This window comes from Enterobacter sp. 186315, from assembly GCF_053290175.1.
This window is the reverse complement of sequence record NZ_JBPTTK010000001.1, coordinates 69,949-93,494: the sequence shown is the minus strand read 5'-3', so window position 1 is coordinate 93,494 and position 23,546 is coordinate 69,949. Positions and strand designations below refer to the sequence as shown.

Genomic DNA, 23,546 nt, shown 5'->3' with positions numbered 1-23,546 from the left:
AACGGCTCAGGTGTGCGTTAGTTCGTATTATTTCACAGCGGTTTTGCGCTAACTTTATGATCTGGCAGACAACATGGGAGAGAAATCATGTGGCAGGCTATCAGTCATCTTTTACGTGAACAACTGGGTGAAGGTGAAATTGAACTGCGTAACGAACTGCCAGGCGGAGAGATCCACGCCGCGTGGCATTTGCGCTACGCAGGACGCGATCTGTTCGTGAAGTGTGATGAACGGGAGCTCCTTCCCATCTTCACCGCCGAAGCCGATCAGCTGGCGCTATTGTCTCGCAGCAAAACCGTTACCGTTCCTGAGGTCTGGGCCGTGGGCACCGATCGCGACTACAGTTTCCTGGTCATGGAATATCTCCCTGCCCGCCCGCTGGATGCGCACAACGCCTTTATTCTCGGGCAACAGATTGCCCGGCTGCATCAGTGGAGCGACCAGCCGCAGTTCGGGCTGGACTTCGATAACGATCTCTCCACCACGCCGCAGCCGAACGCCTGGCAGCGGCGCTGGTCAACCTTCTTTGCCGAACAGCGCATAGGCTGGCAGCTGGAGCTGGCCGCCGAGAAGGGGCTGGAGTTTGGCAATATTGATGCCATTGTCGACCACGTTCAGCAGCGCCTGTCATCCCACCAGCCGCAGCCGTCGCTTCTGCACGGGGATTTGTGGTCAGACAACTGCGCGCTGGGGCCGAACGGGCCTTATATCTACGACCCGGCCTGCTACTGGGGCGACCGGGAGTGCGATCTGGCGATGCTGCCGCTGCACCCTGAACAGCCGCCGCAAATCTATGACGGCTATCAGTCGGTGTCGCCATTACCGTCGGACTTCCTCGACCGTCAGCCAATCTACCAGCTTTACACCTTAATGAACCGGGCGATCCTGTTTGGGGGTGAGCATCTGGTGAACGCCCAGCGAGCGCTGGAGCGGGTGCTGGCGGCCTGATAAGCGAACGGGTGGCATTGCGCCACCCGTTTTTGTTTATAAGAAGCCGAGCAGTTTGAAGAAGAAGTAGCCCGCCACGATGATGATTATCGGCAGGACGTAGAGCGGGAAAATTTGCAGGAAAATGGTGTGGCGCGGCACCACGATGCGCGATTCAATCTGCGCGCGGCTCATGCCCTCCGGCCCTTTCACCTTCTCCAGGATCATCTGGTCTTCTACCCCTTCACGCAGGAAACGGGTCTGGCGGCTCATTCGCGCGCCGGAGGCCTGCAAGGCCATGCCGACAAAAATCAGCGCAAAGATGACCCAGAAACCGATGTTCAAACTCTGGTGAAAATCCGGCGTCGGCGAGTTAAACCAGAACAGGTTCAGGAAAGGCGTGTTAAAGCGCATCATCTCAATCATGACATGAGCAAAATCAAGCATTACCGCATTGATACCCGCCTGTTTTTCGCTGTGATCGTACATAAATTTGAGTACGGAGATCAGCGTGGAAATGACGGCCGGAATAAAAATGACCCAACCCGCAATACGTTTTAAGACAGCAATGCGTCCAGCTTGTTGATACGTCATGAGTTCCCCTTCATAAAGACGCGTTATTTGTGCCTAAGTCTACCTGCTGACTCGCATTTTCGCCCGAACTTTGAAAGCAGTATGCTAAATTGCAGAAAGCACTGAGTACTTACCTCGTCGGACACCCTGAATTAAGGAGAAGTTGTGATGTCGACACCGCGCCAAATTCTTGCCGCTATTTTTGACATGGATGGATTACTGATTGATTCCGAACCGCTGTGGGATCGCGCTGAGCTGGAGGTGATTGCCAGCCTGGGCGTGGATATCAGCCGCCGCAACGAGCTGCCCGATACGCTCGGGCTGCGTATTGATATGGTGGTCGAGCTCTGGTACGCCCAGCAGCCGTGGCCGGGGCCAGACCGCGCAGAGGTGACCGCGCGCATTATCAGCCGGGCCATCTCGCTCGTTGAAGAGTACAAGCCTCTGCTGCCGGGCGTGCGTGAGGCTATCGCCCTGTGTAAAGCCCAGGGTCTGAAGGTCGGGCTGGCCTCCGCCTCCCCGCTGCATATGCTGGAGAAAGTGCTGACCATGTTTGATTTGCGCGACGGCTTTGACGCGCTGGCCTCGGCGGAAAAGCTGCCGTACAGCAAGCCGCACCCGCAGGTGTATATGGACTGCGCGGCGAAGCTGGGGCTGGATCCGATTAACTGCGTGGCGCTGGAAGATTCCGTTAACGGCATGGTGGCGTCCAAAGCGGCGCGGATGCGCTCTATCGTGGTGCCTGCCGAAGAGGGTCGTCACGACCCGCGCTTTGCGCTGGCAGACGTTAAGCTCACCTCTCTTGAAGCCCTGACCGCGCAGGATCTTCGCGGCTAATCGCTTCGCATTCAGGCAGCATTTGCTGCCTGAATCACATAAGTAAAACATCGTTTCATTTTATTTGCTTTTCTGCAAAGCGACTCCTATCCTTAGCGTCAGAATGACAATAACCCTACTTCTGAGGCACGTATGATACTGGACTCCTTCACTCTTTCGGGCAAAGTGGCGATCGTCACCGGATGCGATACCGGTCTGGGGCAAGGCATGGCCGTCGCGCTGGCGCAGGCGGGCTGCGATATCGTGGGCGTGAACCGTAAAAATCCTGAAGAGACTGCCGCGCAGATCGCCGCGCTGGGCCGGCGCTTCCTGGCGATCCGCACCGACCTCGGCGTGCAGGAGAACATCGCTGGCGTAGTCGCGCAGGCGGTCGCAGAGATGGGCCGCGTGGATATTCTGGTGAATAACGCGGGGACCATTCGCCGGGAAGATGCCCTGACGTTCAGCGAAAAGGACTGGGATGATGTGATTAATCTGGACCTGAAATCGGTCTTCTTCCTGTCGCAGGCGGTGGCGAAACAGTTTATCCGTCAGGGTCAGGGGGGAAAAATTATCAACATCGCGTCGATGCTGTCGTTCCAGGGCGGGATCCGCGTGCCGTCGTATACGGCGTCGAAAAGCGGCGTGCTCGGCATTACTCGCCTGCTGGCGAACGAGTGGGCCGCGCACGGCATTAACGTGAACGCCATCGCGCCGGGCTATATGGCGACCAATAACACGCAGCAGCTGCGTGATGACGAGCAGCGCAGCCAGGAGATCCTCGACCGCATTCCTGCCGGACGCTGGGGCTTACCCGCCGACCTGCAAGGCCCGGTGGTATTTCTGGCGTCGTCGGCCTCTGACTACGTGAACGGTCACACCTTAGCCGTTGACGGGGGCTGGCTCGCGCGCTAGCGCAGTTTGTGACAAAGAGTTACACCGTCACCTCTTCCGCCCACTGTATAAAAACCCTATACTGTATGAATTGACAGTTTCACGGGTGTTATCATGACGGCGGAAGGCCACCTGCTTTTTTCAATTGCGTGCGCAGTGTTTGCTAAGAACGCTGAGCTTACGCCCGTGCTGGCGCAGGGTGACTGGTGGCATATCGTCCCTTCCGCGGTGCTGACCTGCCTGCTGCCCGATATCGATCACCCGAAGTCGTTTTTAGGCCAGCGGCTTAAGTGGATATCCAAACCCATCGCCCGGGCGTTTGGACACCGGGGCTTTACCCACAGCCTGCTGGCCGTGTTTGGCCTGCTTACCCTCTTCTATCTCAAAGTGCCCGAAAGCTGGATTGTCCCAGGCGATGCCATTCAGGGAATGGTGCTTGGCTATTTGAGCCATATCCTGGCGGATATGCTGACGCCTGCGGGGGTGCCGCTGCTGTGGCCCTGCCGCTGGCGCTTTCGTTTTCCTATTCTCGCCCCGCAAAAAGGCAACCAGCTGGAGCGCGTCTTGTGCATGGCGCTGTTTGCCTGGGCCATCTGGATGCCGCAGACCTTGCCCGAAAATGGTGCAGTCCGCTGGTCGTCGCAGATGATCAATTCGCTGCAATTTCAGTTCAATCGGTTTATTCATCACCAGATTGAACATTAAACGGACAAAACTATCGCGTTTGTCATAAACCATTCCATTTGGATATAAGCGCCACATCACACTTCTGCTAACCTTGCGCCACAGGCTCGGGTAACGCCGACCGCATAATAAATCAGGAGAACGGGGATGAATTTTCCACTTATCGCGAACATCGTGGTGTTCGTTGTTTTGCTCGTGCTTTTGGCCCAGACGCGCCACAAACAGTGGAGTCTGGCGAAAAAGGTACTGGTTGGTCTGGGTATGGGTGTGGTATTTGGTCTGGCATTGCAGGCCATCTACGGTTCCGATAATCCGGTACTGAAAGATTCTATTCAGTGGTTCAACATTGTCGGTAACGGCTATGTGCAGCTGCTGCAAATGATTGTGATGCCGCTGGTGTTTGCCTCTATTCTGAGCGCCGTCGCCCGTCTGCATAACGCCACGCAGCTGGGTAAAATCAGCTTCCTGACCATCGGCACCCTGCTGTTCACCACGCTGATTGCGGCGCTGGTGGGCGTGCTGGTGACCAACCTGTTTGGCCTGACCGCCGAAGGTCTGGTACAGGGCTCTGCGGAATCCGCACGTCTGGCGGCGATCCAGACTAACTACGTGGGTAAAGTCGCTGACCTGACCGTGCCGCAGATGGTGCTCTCCTTCATTCCGAAGAACCCGTTTGCTGACCTGACCGGCGCAAACCCGACCTCTATCATCAGCGTAGTGATCTTCGCCGCCTTCCTGGGCGTGGCGGCGCTGAAGCTGCTGAAAGACGACGCGCCGAAAGGTGAACGCGTGCTGACCGCTATCGATACCCTGCAAAGCTGGGTAATGAAGCTGGTTCGTCTGGTGATGCAGCTGACCCCGTACGGCGTGCTGGCGCTGATGACCAAAGTGGTGGCAGGTTCTAACTTGCAGGACATCATTAAGCTGGGCAGCTTCGTGATTGCCTCTTACCTGGGTCTGGGCATTATGTTTGTGGTTCACGGCATCCTGCTCGGCGTGAACGGCGTGAGCCCGCTGAAATACTTCCGTAAAGTGTGGCCGGTGCTGACCTTCGCCTTTACCAGCCGTTCCAGCGCAGCCTCTATTCCGCTGAACGTTGAAGCGCAAACCCGTCGTCTGGGCGTGCCGGAATCTATCGCCAGCTTCTCTGCCTCCTTTGGTGCCACCATTGGTCAGAACGGCTGTGCGGGTCTGTACCCGGCGATGCTGGCGGTGATGGTTGCGCCAACCGTGGGCATTAACCCGCTGGATCCGATGTGGATCGCAACCCTGGTCGGTATTGTGACCATCAGCTCCGCAGGCGTTGCGGGCGTGGGCGGCGGTGCCACCTTCGCCGCGCTGATCGTGCTGCCTGCGCTGGGCCTGCCGGTGACGCTGGTCGCGCTGCTGATCTCCGTTGAACCGCTGATCGACATGGGTCGTACCGCGCTGAACGTGAGCGGCTCCATGACCGCCGGGACGCTGACCAGTCAGTGGCTGAAGCAGACCGACAAAGCGGTGCTGGAAAGCGAAGACGACGTCGAGCTGGCGCACCGTTAATCGCCTCGAGTGCCGGGTTGACCCGGCCAATATAGCGACGCGCTGGAATAAAAAAAGGCCATCAGAAATCTGATGGCCTTTTTCGTTTCTGCTGAGTTACCAGCTGTATTTCACGCCCAGACCGCCCTCAATGCTGTGGTAATCGCTGCCACCCTGCTGCGTGCCCACGTTACCCCACAGGCTCCACTGGTTGCTGAGCTTCGCTTCCACCCCGGCTTTAACTTCGTAGCGGTGTTTCGGCGTATCCGACTCAAGACGGGTGCTGTCCATCTTGATGGTGTCGGTGTAGCCGTTATACAGCCAGTTGGCTTCGATAAACGGCTGCCACTGGCGGCCCTGCTTGTCGGCCGAGTAGCCGTAGACGCGCAGCCCCAGACGGTTGCTGAAGCCGCCGTCGTTCTGGCTCTTCACTTTCGTGCCGTTGTCTTCTTTCACGTCATCCGCGTCGTAGTGGGTGTAGATCACCTGCTCCTGCGGCTGAATGAAGAAGCTCATTAGCGAGGTGTTGTAGACGTTGAAGGCCCAGCCGCCCTCGACGGAAACCGACTGGGTGGTGCTGTCGTATTTCTGCTCCGGCAGCCCTTCGCCGTTCACCTTGTTGTTGTACCAGCCGTACTGGGTCCAGGTATCGATGTACGGCCCGGTGCCTTCCGCACGACCGTCGGCAAACCAGGTGCCGTACAGACCGACGCTGTAGCCGTCCACTTCGCTGCGCGCCACATAGCCCTGCCCGTCGCTCTGGTTACGGGTTCTGGCCGAGCCGTAGCCCGCCATCACCCCAACCTGCCAGCGGTTCTGCACTTGCAGGTTATTGGCGATATCAAAGCCAAGCTGCACCCCGTTGCTCCAGGTGTCCTGACCAATCTGCCCGGCGCTCTGGCTGTCGGTGCGGCTGCCGAAGGTGCGGATCCACGCGGAAGGCACGTCCAGCTGCTGGCCGTTGCCGGTCACGAACAGGCTTTCACCCACGCGATCGTGCAGGCTGTGGCTGAACATATCCATCGCCGCGCTCTGGTTGCCCAGATAAGCCCCGGCTTCAGGACGGATCGGCACCACCGGCTGATTCACAGGGACGCGCAAGTACCAGTCCCCGTCGTTGCCGGCTGGCGTGCCCTGCAACAGCTGGTAGTCATACGCCCCCGCCACCACGCGGTTTGCCAGGGTAAAGTCGCCGTTCGACGCGCCGTCCACCTCAATCACGCGAATGCCGTTGACGGTCTGCGCCCCGCTGCCGCCCTTGTTGTTCACGTACACGTCGGTATGGCCGCTGGTGTCGCCCTGCACAATCAGCTTGTCGGTTTTCGAATTATCCCCGCCCAGCACGGTATTTAGCACCAGCGTACTGTGCGCGGTGTAGTTCCCGGTCACGGTCAGGGTGTTGCCAACGGTATTCCCCGCCAGATTGACGGTGTTGAAGTTATCCAGGTTCCCCTGAATGGTCAGATTGCCCGCCCCGCCGGAGAGAGCCGTAATGGCATCCCCCGCAGAAACGGTGCCGTTGCTGGTGACGTTCCCGACGATGGTGCCGTAGCCGCCGAGGGTTGCCCCTTCGTCAACCGTCACCGCCCCGCCGCCGGAAAGGGCTGCCGCGCGGTTATCCAGCGCCAGCGTGCCTGCCTCAACGTGGGTGCCGCCCGTGAGGGCGTAATCGCTGGCGAGCGTGACCATACCGGCCCCGGCTTTGGTCAACAGACCGCTGCCGCTCATCGCATTGCTGAATGCCCAATTATTGCTGGCGTTCAGCACCAGCTCGCCGTCGTTGGTGATGGACGAGGTACCAAGGTTGGCAGGCTGCTGCACCGTCAGGCGGTTGGCCGAATCGATATCCACCGTTCCGCTGAAGTCAGCGTTGTTGCCGCCGAGCGTCACGTCGCTGCCGTTTACCAGGTTCAGCGCACCCGCCCCCTGCACCGCGTTGGCAAAGGTGCCGTTCACGGTATCCAGCACCAGCGTGCCGTCGAGGGTGATATCGCCGCTTCCCAGCGCCGCCGCGTTTTTAAGCCGCGCCGTTGCGCCACCGTCCACATCCACCGCGGCGCTCAGCCCCGCGTTGGCGTTGTTGAGGGTCAGCTCGCCTCCGGTCAGGTTCAGGCTGCCGCTCCCGGTCAGGCTGCCGCTGCTCTGGCCGCCGCTGGTGATGGTCAGCGCCCCGCCGTTCAGCGCCAGCGTGCTGCCCGCCGCACCGTTCAGCGCGCCGATGGTCTGGCTAAAGCCGTTGATGTCGGTGGTGGCTCCCGAGGCAATATTCAGCTCGCGGGTCTGCCCGAGAGTGTTGTTGCCGCCAAGACGCACCGTGCCGCTGGAGACCAGGGTTTTGCCCTGATAATCGTTGGCGGTGTTAGCAAGCGTGATAACCCCGTCGTTGGCGCGGAAGTCAAAATCACCGACGCCGGTAAGCTTCGCGCCCAGGGTGGTGTCCGTCGCCCCCGTGGAGTCAATCACCGCCGTCGACTGGCTGTTCAGCACCTTGAGCATATACCCCGCGTACAGCCCCGGACCGCCGGGGGCATTCTCGCCCGCCGTCATCACCGCGGTATAGCCGTAGGTGGCCAGAACATCATCGTGGCCGAAGCCGTCAGAGACCTGGTCCGTTTCATCTCCCGGCGCGGTGCCGTCGAGCAGCAGGGTCAGCTGCGTCCCTTCCGAACTGACCGTCGTTGCTTTCACCACCTGAATGCCGTTTTCCACCGAGTTATCCTGGTCGAGGAAATTGCCGTCCGGTTTAGTGCCCGCCGGCAGCGCGGCGGTCTGAAGGTTCACCACGCCAATGTTTGGCTCAGACACGCCAGCGTCCACGTTGAGGGTGTTAACGGTCAGAATATCCGCCGTGTCCGGCGTTTTCATTCCGACGTCCAGCAGCCCGCCGCCGAAGGTCAGATCGCCGATGCTCTGGTCGCTGTTAAGCGTGGCAATGCCCTTCGCACCCAGCAGCAGCGTAGTCTGCGTTAATGCAGCCGCGTTATCGCCCGCCAGATCCAGCGTTCCCTGACGCAGCGCCAGCGTGCCGCTAAAGGCGTTGCCCGCCGAGGCGGCAAAATCAAACGCGTCGGTTGCCGCGCCCATCGTTGCCGACAGCACGCCGCTTCCGGTCAGGGCGTTGATAAAGGTAAAGCCGCCGCTGGCAGGGATAATATTCAGAATGCCGTTAAGCTGAACCGCAGAGCCGCCGAGATTGTCCTGCGCCGCCGCGCTGGCTTCGCCGCCGCTGGTGATATCCCAGCTGCCAGTAAAGCCGCTGTTGTCTCCCGCCAGCGTGGTATTGAGGCCGCTGATGAGGTTGATACCCGTGCCGGTCACGTCGGTATTCAGCGTGTTTCCGGCCCCGGTCACGTTCAGCACGCCGTTGTTTTCCACTGCGTTATCGAAGGTGCCGTTAGCGAAGGAGAGCGCCAGGGTCGCGCCGCCGTCCACCGTCGCCGCGCTGGTGCCGAGCGCGCCCGCGTTGGCCGCATTCAGCGTTCCGGCGCTGACCGTGGTGTCACCGCTGTACGCGTTAGCCCCGGTCAGGGTGGTTTGATTACCGCTGACCTGGGTGACGGTTCCCGTCCCGCTAATCACTCCGCCGTAGGTCCAGTCGCTGCGGTTAAACGCCAGCGCGCCGCTGTTAGCGATATCGGCGCTCACGCTGCCGTCGGTGGTGCCGTCGCCGATGCTCAGCGTCCCGGCGTTAATCACGACGGGCCCGGTAACGTTAACGTCAGCGTTAACGAACAGCGTGCCCGCGCCGTCCTGATGCAGCTCACCGCTGCCCGTGACGGCGCGGGTTAATGACACATCGTCGCTGCGGTTGAAGGTCAGCGTGCCGTTATCGACAATCGGCCCGCTATAGCTGCCCGTCGTGCCGCCTGCGCCCACCTGCATGGTCGCCCCGCTGTTAATGGTGGTGACGCCGGTGAAGGTGTTGGCCCCGGTCAGGGTTAAGGTCCCGCCGGAGAGGGTCAGATTGCCGAGCACGCCGCTGGCTACGCCGCCGAAGGTGCCGCCGTTGCTGATGGTGAGATTACCGCCGTTCACCGCCAGCCCGCCGTCGCCCCCCAGCGCACCAATGGTCTGGGTTTTGCCGTTGATATTGGCCGTCGCCCCGCTGTTGACGGTAAGCAGGCTGGTGTTGCCCAGCGCCTTATCGCTGCCAAGACGCAGCGTTCCGCCCGATACGGTGGTCGCGCCGGTGTAGCTGTTGCTGCCGTTATTGAGCGTAACGGTCTGCTCAGCGGCGGCGCTGGCGTTCACGTCCAGCGCGCCGCTTCCTGTTACCTGGGCCGAGAGCGTCGACGCCGCGCCCGCAGCACCCGCATCCGAGGTTAAATGCAGCGTCTGGCCGCTCAGCAGATCGAGGGTCTTCAGGCCGTACTGAATATACAGCCCGTCGTTGCCCGTTCCGGTGGTGAGCGAATAGTCGTAGGTGGCGTTCGCCACGGCCGTGCTGCCTTCGGTCACCGCGAACTGCTGCGGATTACTGATGGCATCCCCGTTATGGTCGGTCAGGTTAACGTTCCCGGCGCTGCCCGTAACGGTGGTCGCTGAGACCAGCTGCGAGAGGATCTCTTTGTCATCCTCTTCCATCAGGTTCTGCCCTGACGGCGACGGGTTAGGCACGCCCGCCGTTGGGGCTTCTACGCGAACGTCGCCGCTGGTAAGCGTCAGGTTATTCACCGCAACCGTTCCGTCGGCCTGCCCCGGCGGGACTTCGCCGTTAAAGATCAGCGCCCCGCCGCTCAGGGTCAGGTTGCCGATGGTTTGCGTTCCGGTGCCCACCGTGGTTTCGTTTCCGGCGTTCAGGCGCAGCGTGGCGTTGGTAAGCGCGGTGGTGTTGGCGCCGGACAGGTTAAACAGGCTCTGGTCAAGCTCCAGCGTACCGGTATAGGCGCTGCCCACGGTGTTGTCGAAGGCAAAGCTGCCGCCGGGCGCCATCTCAACCATCATCAGCCCGGCGCCGGTAAGCGTATTGGTAAAGGTATAGCCGCCGCTCGCCGGCGCCACGTTGAGAATACCGTTCAGCTGGACGGCGGCATCCCCCAGGTTTTGCCCGGCCGTGACCTTCGCTGACCCGCCGTTTACGATGTTCCAGCTGCCGGTAAAGAGGCTGTTGTCCCCGCCGATCGTGGTGTTAAGCGCGCTGATGCGGTTGGTGCCCGTCCCGGTGATATCGCTGTTAAGCGTGTTATTCACCCCGGTCACGTCCAGCAGTCCCGCGTTGGCAACGTCGTTCGCGAAGGTGCCGTTGCTGAAGGAGAGCACCAGGTTCGCCCCGCTGTTCACCGCTGCCGCTCCCGTACCCAGCGCGCTGGCGTTCGAGGCGTTCAGGGTGCCGGACTGTACCGTGGTGCCGCCGCTGTAGCCGTTAACCCCGCTGACCGTGGTGGTGCCGCTGCCGCGCTGGACCACGCCCCCCGCGCCGTTAATGGTGTTATCCACCGCCAGCGCGTTGCTGCGGTTGAAGGCCAGCGTCGCGCCGCCGTCCACCGTGACCGCGCTCGCGCTGGCGATAGCCCCGCTGGTGCCGCCCGCGCCGAGCTGCAAGGTGCCCTGCTGAACCGCGGTGGCGCCCGTGTAGGTATTGTTACCCGTCAGGCTGGTGGTGCCCGTCCCGGCGCTGTTCTGGGTGAGCGAGCCTGAGCCGCTGATGGTCCCGGCCAGGGTCATATCGTTAAGACGATTCACCACCAGCGAGGCGTTGTTGACGATATTGCCGACGAGGGATCCGGTTGTGCCTCCGGCCCCCAGTTGCAGGATCCCGCTGCTGATGGTGGTGCCCCCCGTCCAGGCGTTGAGGCCGGTCAGGATCCAGGTGCCAGGGCCGGTAGAGGTCACCGCGCCCGCGCCGTTAATCGCCCCGCCGTAGGTCACGCTGCCGCCGGTGGCGTTGTGGGTGAGCGAACCCGCCCCAAGGGTGACGTTGCCCGTGCCGCTCAGGTTGTTTACGCTCTGGTTAAACCCGTTCAGGTCAAGCATGGTGCCCGCGTTGAGCGCCACCTCGCTTGAATTATCGATAACGTTCACCGCCCCGGCGCGCAGCGTGCCGCCCGTCACCGTGGTGGTGCCGGTATAGCTGTTGCTGGCGTTAGAGAGGATGATGGCGTTGGTGGCATCCACCACCAGGTTGCCGCTGCCTGAGATTAGCGCTTTCATCTCTGCCGCCCCGGCTGGCGTGGTGCTGTCGCCGGATAAGGTCAGGGTCTGTGCGGCCTGAAGATCGAGCTGGTTGAGGGTATAACCGACTCCCAGCCCGTTGTTGCCGTTGAGGGTGTAGCCGTAGGTGCCGATAGCGACGGTCGCGCCGTTCTGGTCGATGCTGGCCTGCGAGCTGCTGAGCGCCGCACCGGAGAGATCCGTCAGGGTCAGATTGCCCGCCGAGCCGCTGGTGCCCGTCGCCGTAATCAGCTGGAGGCTGGAGCCATCGTCCTGGGTTAACAGGTTGCCCCCGGTATCGGCCACCGCCGTGGGATCGACCTGCACCGTCCCGGCGGTCATGGCCAGGTTCCCGGTATTGATCGTCCCGGTCGGCAGGTTGCCGAAGTTCAGCGTACCGCCGTTGAGGGTCAGATTGCCGACGTTTTGCGTGCCCGCACCCACCGTAGTGGTGTTCCCGGCATCAAGCTGCAAGGTGGCGTTGGTTAAGGTCGTGGTGTTGTTACCCGACAGCGCAAAGTTGCTCTGCCCCAGTTCGAGCGTCCCGGTGAAATCACTCCCGACGCCGCTGGCGAACGCGAATGCGCTACTGTTATCGAGCGCGACGGTCATCAGCCCGGTGCCCACCAGCGGGTTGGTGAAGGTGTAAGGACCGGATGGCTGCGCGATATTCAGCTCGCCGTCGAGCCGCATTCGCGCATCGCCAAGATTCTGCGCGGCGGAGACATCAGCCGACGCGCCCTCTACGATATTCCAGTTCCCGGTAAAGCCGCTGTTGTTGCCCCCGAACACCGTGCCGTCGGCGCTGATACGGTTTTCCCCCGCCCCGGTAAAGACGCTGTTGAGGGTGTTATTCGCGCCCGTCACGTTCACCAGCCCGGCGTTGGCAATGGCGTTGCCCATCGTACCGCCGGTAAACGAGAGATCGAGCGTTGCCCCCGCGTTGACCGCTGCCGCGCCGGTACCGAGCGCGGTGGCGTTCGCCGCGTTAAGCGTGCCGGTATTCACCGCCGTCCCGCCGCCGTAGCTGTTGGCCCCGCTCAGGGTGCTCACCCCCGCTCCGGTCTGGGTAACGCTGCCGGTACCGTCAATCGCCCCCGCCAGGGTCAGCGCATTGGCGCGGTTTAATACCAGCGAGGCGTTGTTGGTGATGTTTCCGGTAAGCGATCCGGTGGTGCCGCCTGCGCCAAGCTGAAGGATCCCGCCGCCGATCGTCGTGCCGCCGGTCCAGTTATTGTCACCTGTCAGTACCCAGGTGCCCGGGCCGTTACTGGTCACCGAGCCGCTGCCGGTAATGGCGCCCCCGTAGGAGGTAGTCCCCGTCGCGGTATTCACCACCAGATCCCCGGCCCCCAGCGTCACGTTGCCCGCGCCGTTGAGGTTATTCACGCTCTGATCGAAGCCGTTGAGATCGAAGGTGGTCCCGGCGTTGAGCGTCACCAGGCTGCTGTCGTCGATCGCGTTGGCCACCCCGGCGCGCAGCGTACCGCCCGTCACCGTGGTGGTGCCGGAATAGTCGTTTGCGCCGTTGGTGAGGGTAATGGCGCTGGTGGCGTTGACGGCCAGATTGCCGCTGCCGGTCAGCAGCGCCTTCATGTCGTCCGCGCCTGACGGCGTCGCGGCGTCGCCGGAGAGAGTTAAGGTCTGCCCGGCCTGGAGATCGAGCTGGCTTAAGGTGTATCCGACGCCTAAGCCGTTGGTATCGTTAAGGCCAAAACCGTCATAGGTGGCGATGGCGACGGTGCTCGCGTTTTGCGTGACGTTGCCCACTGTGGAAGTGATGGGGCTGCCCGTCAGGTCCTGCAACCCCAGGCTGGAGGCCGAGCCAAGGTTGCTTGTGGCGCTGACCAGCTGCACGCTCTGGCCGTCGTCCGCCTTCAGTAAATTGGTAGGATCCACGATGGCGGCAGGATCGACGCGCACCCAGCCGGAAATCATGTTCAGCTGATTCGTATTCACCAACCCGGCAGGCAGATCCGGGAAGCTCAGGATCCCGCCGTTGAAGGTCAGGTTGCCGATGTTCTGCTGCGTCGCCCCAACCGTGGTTAAACTGCCTAAATCCAGCTGTAGCGTTGCGTTCGTCAGGGTGCTGGTATTCACCCCATCCAGACTCAATGCGCCGGGGCCCATTTCCAGCGTACCGGTAAACTGAGACCCGACGCTGCTGGTAAAGTTAAACGAATTGCCGGAGGTCATTGAAACCTTCACGACGCCCGAGCCGGTCAGCAGATTGGCAAAATCAAATCCGCCGGTGACGGGAACAATATTCAGGATCCCTGCCAGCTGCACCGTCCCTGTCCCGAGGTTTTCGCTGGACGCCACAAACATGGAGCCTGAATCGAGAATATTCCACAGGCCTGAATAACTGCTGTTGACACCGTCTATTCGGTTGTTAACCGAGGTAATCCGGGTCTCGCCGGTCCCGGAAAGGACGCCTTCCAGCGAGATATTCTGCCCGGTGAGGTTCAAGAGCCCGTTATTAATAATGTTGTTATTCATCTCTTCAGAGATAAAGGAGAGAACCAGCGTCCCGCCGCCGTTAACGGTGGCATCGCCATCTCCCAGCGCGCCAACGTGTGCTGCGTTCAGGGTTCCCGCATCCACCGTGCTCCCGCCGGTAAAATTATTTGCCGCACTCAGAATGGTTTCACCGGAACCCGCCTGATTAATACTCCCCGCGCCGTCGATAGTTCCGCCAAAGGTGGACGAGTCCGTGCGCGAGAAACGCAGCAGGCCGTTATTGGCGATATTCCCCGTTACGCTGCCGCTGGCGTCGTTATTGCCGAGTTGCAGGATGCCATCAGTAGTGATGGTCGTTCCGCCCCCGGTGCCGGTATGGGTTAGCGCGCCGTTCAGGATCAGCGTACCGCTCTCAACCTGTAGCGCACTGGCGGTTGTGCCGGTGGTGCTGTAGGTCGTGCCGTTCAGCAGCCAGCTTTGTCCTGGATCGATGGCCGCCGTAATGTGGTCAACGCCCGTCGCCGAGCCGTTCAGCGTTCCCTGCCCGTTAATAATCAGCGCATTTCCGCTGCCCGTTGAGGTGATGGCGCCGTCGATGTCGCTTCCCGTCTGGAGCCTGACGGTGTTATTAGTGCCCGTTAACGAAATGGCCGTCCCACCCGTACCGGTAATTGCCCCGCTGTTGGTGAGCGTTTTGCCGCCCGTGGTAATCGCCACCCCGGTATTACCGGTAATTGATCCGGCGTTAATAATAGAGACCGTCCCGGAGGTAGTAATATATATCCCGTAATTAGACGTGCTCGACGAATTAATTACCCCGCCCGCCAGGTTATTCACCGTGCCCGCTGAACTGTCACGGAACCAGATGCCATTATGAAGAACGTTAATGGCGCCTTCGTTAGAAACCGCCGTGGTGCCCACGTCAACGATGATCCCGTAACCGCCGCCAATAACCGAACCGCTATTACCTGCGTAGGTCCCATTGCCCGAGCTGAAATAAACGGACGTACCGCCATCAGCGCCGCTAATCGAACCACTGTTATTCACCGTGCCGCCGTTGGTCAGGAAAATCCCGTCGCTATTACTGTCAATCGAGCCGGTAGAAAGAATATTTGCCGTACCGCCAGAGGTGAGTATCAGACCGGCGGCGCTGCCGTTAGAGCCGCCTCCGGTCGTGGTCACATCGCCACCCAGATTCAGCACGGTGGCACCTGATGCTGACCCCAGCGTGAGCCCATAGGATGCGCCGTTTAGCGTTGCCCCATCATCGATTGTCACCTGCCAGTCCTGAGAGGTATTACCCGCGATCGCCGCGCCGCTGGACACGGTAATATCATTCGGTGATGGCATAACAAAAGGATCGGTGCCGGTCAGCGTATAGGTTGATGTTTGTGAGGGTATGGTCGTTTCCGCGCTGACAGGAAGCGCCGCAATGACCAGAAAGGGAATAGCATTTCGAATAGCAATAGCCAGACGGGAGAGGTTATATCTCCCCTCCGGAAAAGATTTTTTATTCATGTCTCCGCCCTGACATTAATGTTTCGTAACACCTAAAGCGTAGAGGTTTCGCAGAAATTCAGCGGAATTTTTTCAGGGAGGAAATCAGTTATTTAGCTAATTATTTACACAACATGATATATATCACACTGCCGTATACCACCTTGAGTAGAAATTATTTGACATGGTTTATTCAAAAAAAGAATGGGGAATTTTTGTTTTATTCTTAATGTCTATAATTTTAAAAAATCAAAAAGAATATATCGTTTAAAAATATATTGTTGCGCGATACCCGTTTTATCGCGGTTGCATCAACGGGTATCGAAAGAGAGCGTTAATCCTGAATATCTTCATCCTGACGGATTTGTCGTGCCCATCGCTGCGCTGATTCCGGCACGGTAAACACGGGTGAACGGCGAAAGTGTTCACCCATCAGGACAAATGCCACGTATTTGCCGCGTAGCTGCCAGACATCGCGAAAACCGTCCACTTTTAATGCATGTTCGGGCGGAGCAGGTTCAACGCGGGGCACGTAGGAAATCACAGGGCGGTTTTGTTGGCGAAATGGTTTCATAAGCGACTGGTTCACTAAAGCAAATTCTGGAAACAGGAAATTCCTATGATAGCCCATCCCGCCCCCGCTCGTCGCCTGGTTGATGCGTAAAGCGCACCGTTCACCAAGGGATCATTCTTAAAGTCGTGCGATTTCAGGTCATCTCCTCACATTGTCCTATAGTTAATAGGCTTTTAAGCAACTACGACGACTTTTCAGTGATGAAATCAGGAGGCAGGCGCAATGTCGAAGCATGATAAAAAAAACTCACCTACACCCCACAACAGCCAAGAAGCCAAACCCGGAATGGACTCCTTAGCACCCGAAGACGGGTCGCACCGCGCTACTCCAGGCCCTAGCGCACCTGGCGAACAACCTACTGCACCCGGCAGCATGAAATCCCCGGACAACGTTAACGATAAGCTCAAGGCGCTCGAAGCGTCCCGCAAGGGCGGTGAAGGCTTCCCGCTCACTACCAATCAGGGCGTGCGTATCGCCGACGATCAAAACTCGCTGCGCGCGGGCAGCCGCGGGCCTACCCTGCTTGAAGACTTTATTCTGCGCGAGAAAATCACCCACTTTGACCACGAGCGCATTCCGGAACGTATCGTTCACGCCCGTGGCTCTGCGGCGCACGGCTATTTCCAGCCGTATAAAAGCCTGAAAGACATTACCAAAGCGGATTTCCTTTCGGATCCGAACAAGAAGACCCCGGTCTTTGTGCGCTTCTCCACCGTCCAGGGCGGCGCAGGCTCCGCCGATACGGTGCGTGATATTCGCGGCTTTGCCACCAAGTTCTATACCGAAGAGGGTATTTTCGACCTGGTGGGCAACAACACCCCAATCTTCTTTATTCAGGACGCGCACAAATTCCCTGACTTTGTTCATGCGGTGAAACCCGAGCCGCACTGGGCTATTCCGCAGGGACAAAGCGCGCACGACACCTTCTGGGACTATGTCTCCCTGCAACCGGAAACGCTGCACAACGTGATGTGGGCAATGTCCGACCGTGGTATTCCGCGCAGCCTGCGCACCATGGAAGGCTTCGGTATTCACACCTTCCGCCTGATTAACGCCGAAGGTAAAGCCACCTTTGTGCGCTTCCACTGGAAGCCGGTAGCAGGTAAAGCGTCGCTGGTGTGGGATGAAGCCCAGAAGCTGACCGGGCGCGACCCGGACTTCCACCGCCGCGAGCTGTGGCAGTCTATCGAAGCGGGTGATTTCCCGGAATTCGAGCTGGGCTTCCAGCTGATCCCGGAAGAGGACGAGTTTAAGTTTGATTTTGACCTGCTGGATCCGACCAAGCTGATCCCGGAAGAGCTGGTGCCGGTGCAGCTGGTGGGCAAAATGGTGCTTAACCGCAACCCGGACAACTTCTTCGCCGAAAACGAACAGGCCGCGTTCCACCCGGGCCATATCGTTCCGGGCCTGGACTTCACCAACGATCCGCTGCTTCAGGGGCGTCTGTTCTCGTATACCGATACCCAGATTAGCCGCCTCGGTGGGCCAAACTTCCACGAAATCCCGATCAACCGTCCGACCTGCCCGTACCACAACTTCCAGCGTGACGGGATGCATCGTCAGGATATCGACACCAACCCGGCCAACTACGAGCCGAACTCGATTAACGACAACTGGCCGCGCGAAACCCCGCCAGCACCAACACGCGGTGGTTTTGAGTCGTACCAGGAGCGCGTTGAAGGCCATAAGGTTCGCGAGCGCAGCCCGTCGTTTGGCGAATACTATGCCCACCCTCGCCTGTTCTGGAACAGCCAGACCCCGATCGAGCAGCAGCATATTATCGGTGCGTTTAGCTTCGAGCTGAGCAAGGTGGTGCGTGAATACATCCGCGAGCGGGTGGTCGATCAGCTGGCGCACATCGATCTGACGCTGGCGCAGGGCGTGGCCGATAACCTCGGCATCACCCTGACGGATGAGCAGCGCAACGCGGTGCCGCCGCAGGACGTGAACGGCCTGAAAAAAGATCCGTCCCTCAGCCTGTACGCGATCCCCGGCGGCGATATTAAGGGCCGCGTGGTGGCTATCCTGCTCAACGACAGCACCCGCGCCAGCGACGTGCTGAGCACCCTGAAGGCGCTGAAGAGCAAGGGCGTCCATGCCAAGCTGCTCTACTCCCGTATGGGCAAAGTCAAGGCCAGCGATGGCTCCGAACTGCCTATCGCCGGGACCTTCGCCGGTGAGCCGTCGTTGACGGTGGATGCGGTGATTGTGCCGTGCGGGGATATCGACAGCCTGCTCAGCAACGGCGACGCGGCCTATTACCTGCTCGAAGCCTACAAGCACCTGAAGCCCATCGCGCTGGCAGGCGACGCTCGCAAGTTCAAAGCGCTGCTGAAGGTTGCCGATAAGGGCGAAGACGGGATTGTCGAAGGCGACGGCGTTGACGACGCGTTTATGACGAAGCTGTTTGATCTGCTGGCGGCGCACCGCGTGTGGTCGCGTAGCAGCAAAATCGATCAGATCCCGGCGTAAAAAAATACCCGAGTCCGGCAAGGTAAAAGCAAAACGGTAACCCAGGTTACCGTTTTTTTATGCGTGCACCCTCTCCCGTGGGAGAGGGACGGGGTGAGGGCAACAGGCCGCTCAAGACTTCTTAAAGATCCCCAAACGTCCCTAACCGATACCCCCGCTCGGCAATCGCGTATTTCAGCGACGGCGAGGTCAGCACGTCCAGCTCCGCCAGGCGCGGCCAGCAGTAGGCGCTTTTACGCACGGTGTTATCCACGAACGCCGGGTGCGCCATCACCTCAAGCGACTTTTCGCCCCGCGCGGCGGAATCATCCAGCACCTTCAGGAACAACGCCTCGTCAATCGCCTCGCCGTAAAACGCGCTGCTGAAGCCGTCGGTGGTCGGCACAGAGAAGAACGACAGCCCGTGCAGCGCCTGCACCTCACGATCCACGCGCATCGCCACCCCTTTTCGCCGCGCAAAGTCCGCGACAATCGGGAAAATCGCCGGGATCATATGCACGTGATGGTGGCTGTCGAGATGCGTCGGCTCGCGGCCAAAGATATCGACAAAGCGGTTGAACTGACAGTCCAGCTCGCGGGCGATCTCGTCAAGCGGCAGCGCGTCCTGCTCTGCCATCTCCCAGATCCACTTCCCCAGCTGTCCGTCACGTGTTAGCCCCGGCATGGGCGAAAGCGGCATGCCGAGGGTCAACACAAAGTGCATCCCCACGCCCAGGCCCGGCACCTCGCGGGCCAGCGCCGCGGCGTGTTCAACCGCGTCGCCGTTCACCAGCGCCGTGGTCGAGGTCACCACGCCCCGACGACAGGCCTCAATAATGCCGTAGTTCTGCCCTTTAGAAAGGCCAAAATCATCGGCATTCACGATCAGCAGGTTTTCCATCGCTCGTCCTCTTAGCGCTGTTTGAACTTCAGCTTCTCAACGGTAGCGGCAAAGTTTGGCAGCCATTTTTCGTGCGCCAGAATCATCTCGCTCGCCAGCTGCTCCGCGTCGCGATCGGAGTGCACCAGCGGGCTGAGGTTCAGCGCCAGGAGCACGTCGTTCAGCTCGCCGCTCAGCGCCGCGTTGCTCGCCGCCACTTCAAAGCCCTTAATGGTGTGGATAAGTCCCATCACTTTGTCATCAAAGTGGGTGATGCGCGGGTGCGGTTTCGCCCCGTCGCGGCCCAGGATGCAGGTCATCTCCACCGCCCAGTCGGCCGGGATGTTATCGACGTGGCCGTGGTGCGGCACGTTGACGTAATGCTCGGCCTGCTTGTCGTTGTAGATGGCGTTGATCACTTCACACGCCGCGTCGGAATAGTACGCCCCGCCGCGCTGCTCAAGCTCTTTCGGTTTGACGTTCAGGTTGGGATCTTTGTACAAATCGAACAGCTGTTTTTCAACCTTCTGCACCACCTGCGCGCGCGCGCCGCCCTTATAGTACTCGCCCATTTCGATCGCCAGCATCTCTTTCTGCTTGAAGTAGTAGAGCAGATACGAGCACGGCAGCAGGTTCAGGGAGCGGATCAGCCCTTCGCTGAACGGCAGGTCGAAGATGTTTTTCACCGAGGCGGCGGTCAGGCGGCCCGAGGCGACGCCGTCCAGCAGTTCGTCAAAGCGCGACGTGCCGTTCACGATCACGTCTTTGATAAACACCATATGGTTCAGGCCGAACAGGTCGATGGAGAGTTCATCGCTGTCGGTCAACGCCAGCACATCGCGGATAAACATCTTCATGCCAATCGGAATATTGCACACGCCGATAAAGCGTTTGAAATCAGTGTGACGATAGACCGCCTCGGTCACCATCCCGGCCGGGTTGGTAAAGTTAATCACCCAGGCGTTCGGGCAAATCTCTTCGACATCTTTAATGATGTCAAAAATCACCGGAATGGTGCGCAGTCCTTTAAACAGGCCGCCCGCGCCGTTAGTCTCCTGGCCGAGATAGCCGTGGCTCAGCGGGATACGCTCGTCCAGCTCACGCGCCTTCAGCTGGCCCACGCGCAGCTGGGTGGTGACAAAATCGGCATCTTTCAGCGCCAGGCGGCGATCGAGGGTTTTATGTACGGTTAACGGGACGCCCGCTTTTTCCACCATGCGCTGACACAGGTCGAAAATAATATTCAGCTTCTCCTGCCCTTCTTCAACGTCCACCAGCCATAATTCGCTGACCGGCAGTTCATGATAACGCTTCAGAAAACCTTCCAGTAATTCCGGGGTATAACTGCTGCCGCCGCCAATGGTTACGACTTTTAATTTCTGTTGCATACTTTATCTCCCTTAACGTATCAGGTTAACCGCCTGCAAAGTGTAGCGTTCTCGTCCCGCTATTTTGGGCAAGCAATTACGTCAATATTCCTGGCGGCTACTCCGCCGATAATTAATTTATTACCGTTAAGCTTTTCCGGTAACTGTTCGGTGTGAATGAGGTGAATTTTTTAAAGGTTTTAATAAACAGGCTTGGACTACTGTAACCCGATTCATACGCAATATCGGTGACCGAGTAGTTGGTTATTTCCAGCTGTTTTTTTGCAAAGTTAATGCGGATTTCATTAATAATCTGCACCGGCGTTTTGCGATAATAACGCTGCGTGGCGCGGGTTAAATATTCCTGCGATTTTCCCGACAGCGCCACCATATTTTCCAGCGCATTGTCGCTGAACTGCGCCTTATCGTGCATCAGCTCAACGGTGCCGCGCAGCCACTGGGGAATGTCGTCAATCACCTGCTGCTCTTCACGGTGGTGGCGCAGGCGGTTCATCACGTAGAAGGTGACCGTTTCAATAAATTCGTCGAACTCACTGTCGCGGAAGTTCAGCGAGGCGATCACCGTTTCGATCCAGGTCATAAACTCGTTTTTGACGCGATAGACCTGCGACGCCACAAAGCAGAACGGCACCAGCGGCAGATAGTGTTTCTCAAAGAAGCGTCTGCTGACGCCAACGTTGAGAATGCGCGTGGCGCCAAATTCATAAAAGCTCTGGTGGTAAGAGCCCATCGGCAGGAAGACAAAATCGCCGCGCTCCAGCAGGACGCGTTTACCGTTGATCTCCTGGTAGTAACGCCCGGTCAGAACAATCGTGAACTCGTAGTAGTCGTGCTGGTGCAGGCCACTCGCGCTCTCGGTTTTGTTGTAGATAACCACGTGAAAATTCTTGCCGTTAAACAGCTGCTGCTCAAGTGCGGTTTTAATTTCCATCGTGCTGACCTCCTGCTGCATAACGCTGCCCTACTGCATTTTCTCGTGAAGCTCGATGAGTTCGGCCACCAGCTCGCGCGCCAGCATCGAGGTCATCAGGTGATCCTGGGCATGAACCAGCACCAGGCTGACCTTCATTTTGCCTTCGCCCTGGTCACCTTCAATCAGTTTAGTCTGTACGAGGTGAGCTTCATTGAGCGCGAGGCGGGACTGGTCCATCATGGTTTTCGCGGCGGCAAAATCGCCCTGCTTCGCCTGTTTGAGTGCGGCATACGCCAGGCTGCGCGCCTGTCCGGAGTTGATGATAAGACCCATCACCACTTCTTCCAGGTCATTCTCTTCCGCTTCTTCTGCAACGATACTGTCCAAATCTAACATTTCTGTGCTCCTTTTCGCTGGCGCGGGCTGCCCCGCGCAGGTCAAACTTAGAATTTCAGTGCGAGGGCGATATCCTCTTCGCTCTCTTCTTCGTCAATGACGGTGGCCGCTTTGTTCGCTATCGCCACGAATGGCATGTAGAGCAGCGTGGCAATCCCGAGGTTGAATATCGCCAGCAGGAAGGCGGCTACGCTACCGTTGGTGTTGAAGAACGCGCCCAGACCGGCCGGCATCGTCCAGGGTGCAATGTTCGTCACCGGCGGGATAATCCCCAGGTAATAGGCCGTCAGGGTGATGGCTGCCAGCAGCGGCTGCACCAGGACGAAGGGAATGAACATGACCGGGTTCATGATGATTGGCAGACCAAACAGAATCGGCTCGTTAATCTGGAAGATGCCTGACGGCAGCGCCAGCTTCGCAACCTGACGGTGGTCAGCGCGGCGAGAAACAATAAAGACCGCGATGATCAGACCCAGCGTCGCCCCGGTACCCCCCAGGAAGATATAGGAGTCAAGCATCGGCTTCGCCCACACATGGAAGGTTTTACCAGCCGCCAGCGCCGCGTCAACGGAGCCGTACTGCTGATAAAGCGCCACGTTTTCCAGTGCCCACGGGGTCATGATGCCGCTGTCCAGCGCCGCCAGTGCCAGTGAACCATGCACGCCGAAGAACCACAGCAGAGAGGTGAAGATCACGTACGCCCAACCGACCACGCCACCCATCGACGCCAGCGGCGTAGAGATAGAGTCCATGATGATCTGGTGGAAGTTTGTGCCCCAGTGAGAGAGCGCCCAGGCGATAGTCCCCATGATGGAGAGAATGATGAAGCCCGGAATCAACGCGGAAAATGAACGCGATACGGAGGCCGGTACGCTATCCGGCAGCCGGATAACCCAGTTGCGGCGAATAATGAAGGTGAACATTTCTGCCACTACCAGACCGATCACAATACCGGAAATAATATTCGCCCCGCCCAGCCAGTTCGCGCCTACGGCATAGGCTTCACCGACGCTGTACGGGGTGACGGTCATAAAGGCGGCAACCGATAATAAACCGGCGGCCAGCGGGTCGACCTTACGCTCTTCCGCCAGCGCCATCCCGATAAAGAAAGGCGCCATTAGCGACATAATACCCAGCGTACCGTTGTACACATTGCCGCCAATGGCTTTTAAACCGTTAAGGGTTTCAATGGTTGATGCGTCTAATCTAATTCCTAATGAATAAAAGAAGGAACCTTCACCAAAACTGAGAAAAACGTTGTTAATTAAAACGAACATTGCCCCGGCCAGCGTCAACGGCATTAATTTAATAAAACCGTTTTTAATGGCGTTAACGTGAGGCTGCTTTCCTATTTTAACAGCAAAAGGAAGGAGTACCTTTTCAAGTGAAGCGATGACTTTACTCATAGGAAAATACCCTTAAAAG

Annotated in this window: 14 protein-coding genes; 6 read left to right on the top strand and 8 right to left on the bottom strand. The window is 58.9% G+C overall.

The annotated features are described in order from the left end of the window. Nucleotides 1-87: 87 nt before the first annotated feature. A complete protein-coding gene (locus tag ACSVHP_RS00425) occupies nucleotides 88-948 on the top strand; it encodes a fructosamine kinase family protein (protein WP_447550612.1) in 861 nt (286 codons plus the stop codon). Between the two features lie 36 nt (nucleotides 949-984). On the opposite strand, the gene ACSVHP_RS00420 is transcribed toward ACSVHP_RS00425, so the two are convergent. Beyond that, the gene (locus ACSVHP_RS00420; protein ID WP_447550611.1) at nucleotides 985-1,521 is read right to left on the bottom strand and encodes a YniB family protein; all 537 of its coding nucleotides are present in this window, start codon (nucleotides 1,519-1,521) and stop codon (nucleotides 985-987) included. 147 nt (nucleotides 1,522-1,668) lie between these two features. Between ACSVHP_RS00420 and hxpB the strand changes: the two genes are divergently transcribed. The 4 genes from hxpB to ACSVHP_RS00400 all read left to right on the top strand — a co-directional run bounded on the left by hxpB (nucleotide 1,669) and on the right by ACSVHP_RS00400 (nucleotide 5,433). Then, nucleotides 1,669-2,337, top strand: coding sequence for a hexitol phosphatase HxpB (gene hxpB / locus ACSVHP_RS00415; protein ID WP_234673681.1), 669 nt, complete (start codon nucleotides 1,669-1,671; stop codon nucleotides 2,335-2,337). A 132-nt stretch (nucleotides 2,338-2,469) separates the two neighbouring features. Continuing rightward, a complete protein-coding gene (gene kduD, locus ACSVHP_RS00410) occupies nucleotides 2,470-3,231 on the top strand; it encodes a 2-dehydro-3-deoxy-D-gluconate 5-dehydrogenase KduD (RefSeq protein ID WP_447550610.1) in 762 nt (253 codons plus the stop codon). Nucleotides 3,232-3,324: 93 nt separating this feature from the next. Beyond that, nucleotides 3,325-3,915 carry a metal-dependent hydrolase gene (locus tag ACSVHP_RS00405; RefSeq protein ID WP_447550609.1) on the top strand — a complete coding sequence of 197 codons (591 nt, stop codon included), beginning with the start codon at nucleotides 3,325-3,327 and terminating at the stop codon, nucleotides 3,913-3,915. Nucleotides 3,916-4,041: 126 nt separating this feature from the next. Next, nucleotides 4,042-5,433, top strand: a complete 1,392-nt coding sequence (locus ACSVHP_RS00400) for an L-cystine transporter (RefSeq protein WP_234673684.1) — start codon at nucleotides 4,042-4,044, stop codon at nucleotides 5,431-5,433. A 96-nt stretch (nucleotides 5,434-5,529) separates the two neighbouring features. Here the strand turns inward: ACSVHP_RS00400 and ACSVHP_RS00395 are convergent, their stop codons facing one another. Continuing rightward, nucleotides 5,530-15,540 (bottom strand): autotransporter outer membrane beta-barrel domain-containing protein, encoded by a 10,011-nt coding sequence (locus ACSVHP_RS00395; protein WP_447550608.1) that lies wholly within the window; start codon nucleotides 15,538-15,540, stop codon nucleotides 5,530-5,532. A 313-nt stretch (nucleotides 15,541-15,853) separates the two neighbouring features. Next, nucleotides 15,854-16,150: a cell division activator CedA gene (gene cedA, locus ACSVHP_RS00390; protein ID WP_265178128.1), complete on the bottom strand. Its 297-nt coding sequence runs from the start codon at nucleotides 16,148-16,150 to the stop codon at nucleotides 15,854-15,856. 165 nt (nucleotides 16,151-16,315) lie between these two features. Between cedA and katE the strand changes: the two genes are divergently transcribed. Then, nucleotides 16,316-18,565: a catalase HPII gene (gene katE, locus ACSVHP_RS00385; protein WP_447550607.1), complete on the top strand. Its 2,250-nt coding sequence runs from the start codon at nucleotides 16,316-16,318 to the stop codon at nucleotides 18,563-18,565. Nucleotides 18,566-18,686: 121 nt separating this feature from the next. On the opposite strand, the gene chbG is transcribed toward katE, so the two are convergent. From chbG to chbC, 5 genes are all read right to left on the bottom strand, one after another. Beyond that, nucleotides 18,687-19,445 carry a chitin disaccharide deacetylase gene (chbG, locus tag ACSVHP_RS00380; RefSeq protein ID WP_447550606.1) on the bottom strand — a complete coding sequence of 253 codons (759 nt, stop codon included), beginning with the start codon at nucleotides 19,443-19,445 and terminating at the stop codon, nucleotides 18,687-18,689. Between the two features lie 11 nt (nucleotides 19,446-19,456). Next, entirely contained in the window at nucleotides 19,457-20,812 is a 1,356-nt protein-coding gene (locus ACSVHP_RS00375; protein WP_447550605.1) for a 6-phospho-beta-glucosidase, read from the bottom strand. A 112-nt stretch (nucleotides 20,813-20,924) separates the two neighbouring features. Beyond that, nucleotides 20,925-21,764 (bottom strand): transcriptional regulator ChbR, encoded by an 840-nt coding sequence (gene chbR / locus ACSVHP_RS00370; RefSeq protein ID WP_234673690.1) that lies wholly within the window; start codon nucleotides 21,762-21,764, stop codon nucleotides 20,925-20,927. Nucleotides 21,765-21,773: 9 nt separating this feature from the next. Further along, on the bottom strand, nucleotides 21,774-22,121 hold the full coding sequence (gene chbA / locus ACSVHP_RS00365) for a PTS N,N'-diacetylchitobiose transporter subunit IIA (RefSeq protein ID WP_234673691.1): 348 nt from the start codon (nucleotides 22,119-22,121) through the stop codon (nucleotides 21,774-21,776). Nucleotides 22,122-22,168: 47 nt separating this feature from the next. Then, entirely contained in the window at nucleotides 22,169-23,527 is a 1,359-nt protein-coding gene (gene chbC, locus ACSVHP_RS00360; protein ID WP_234673692.1) for a PTS N,N'-diacetylchitobiose transporter subunit IIC, read from the bottom strand. Between the last annotated feature and the right edge of the window lie 19 nt (nucleotides 23,528-23,546).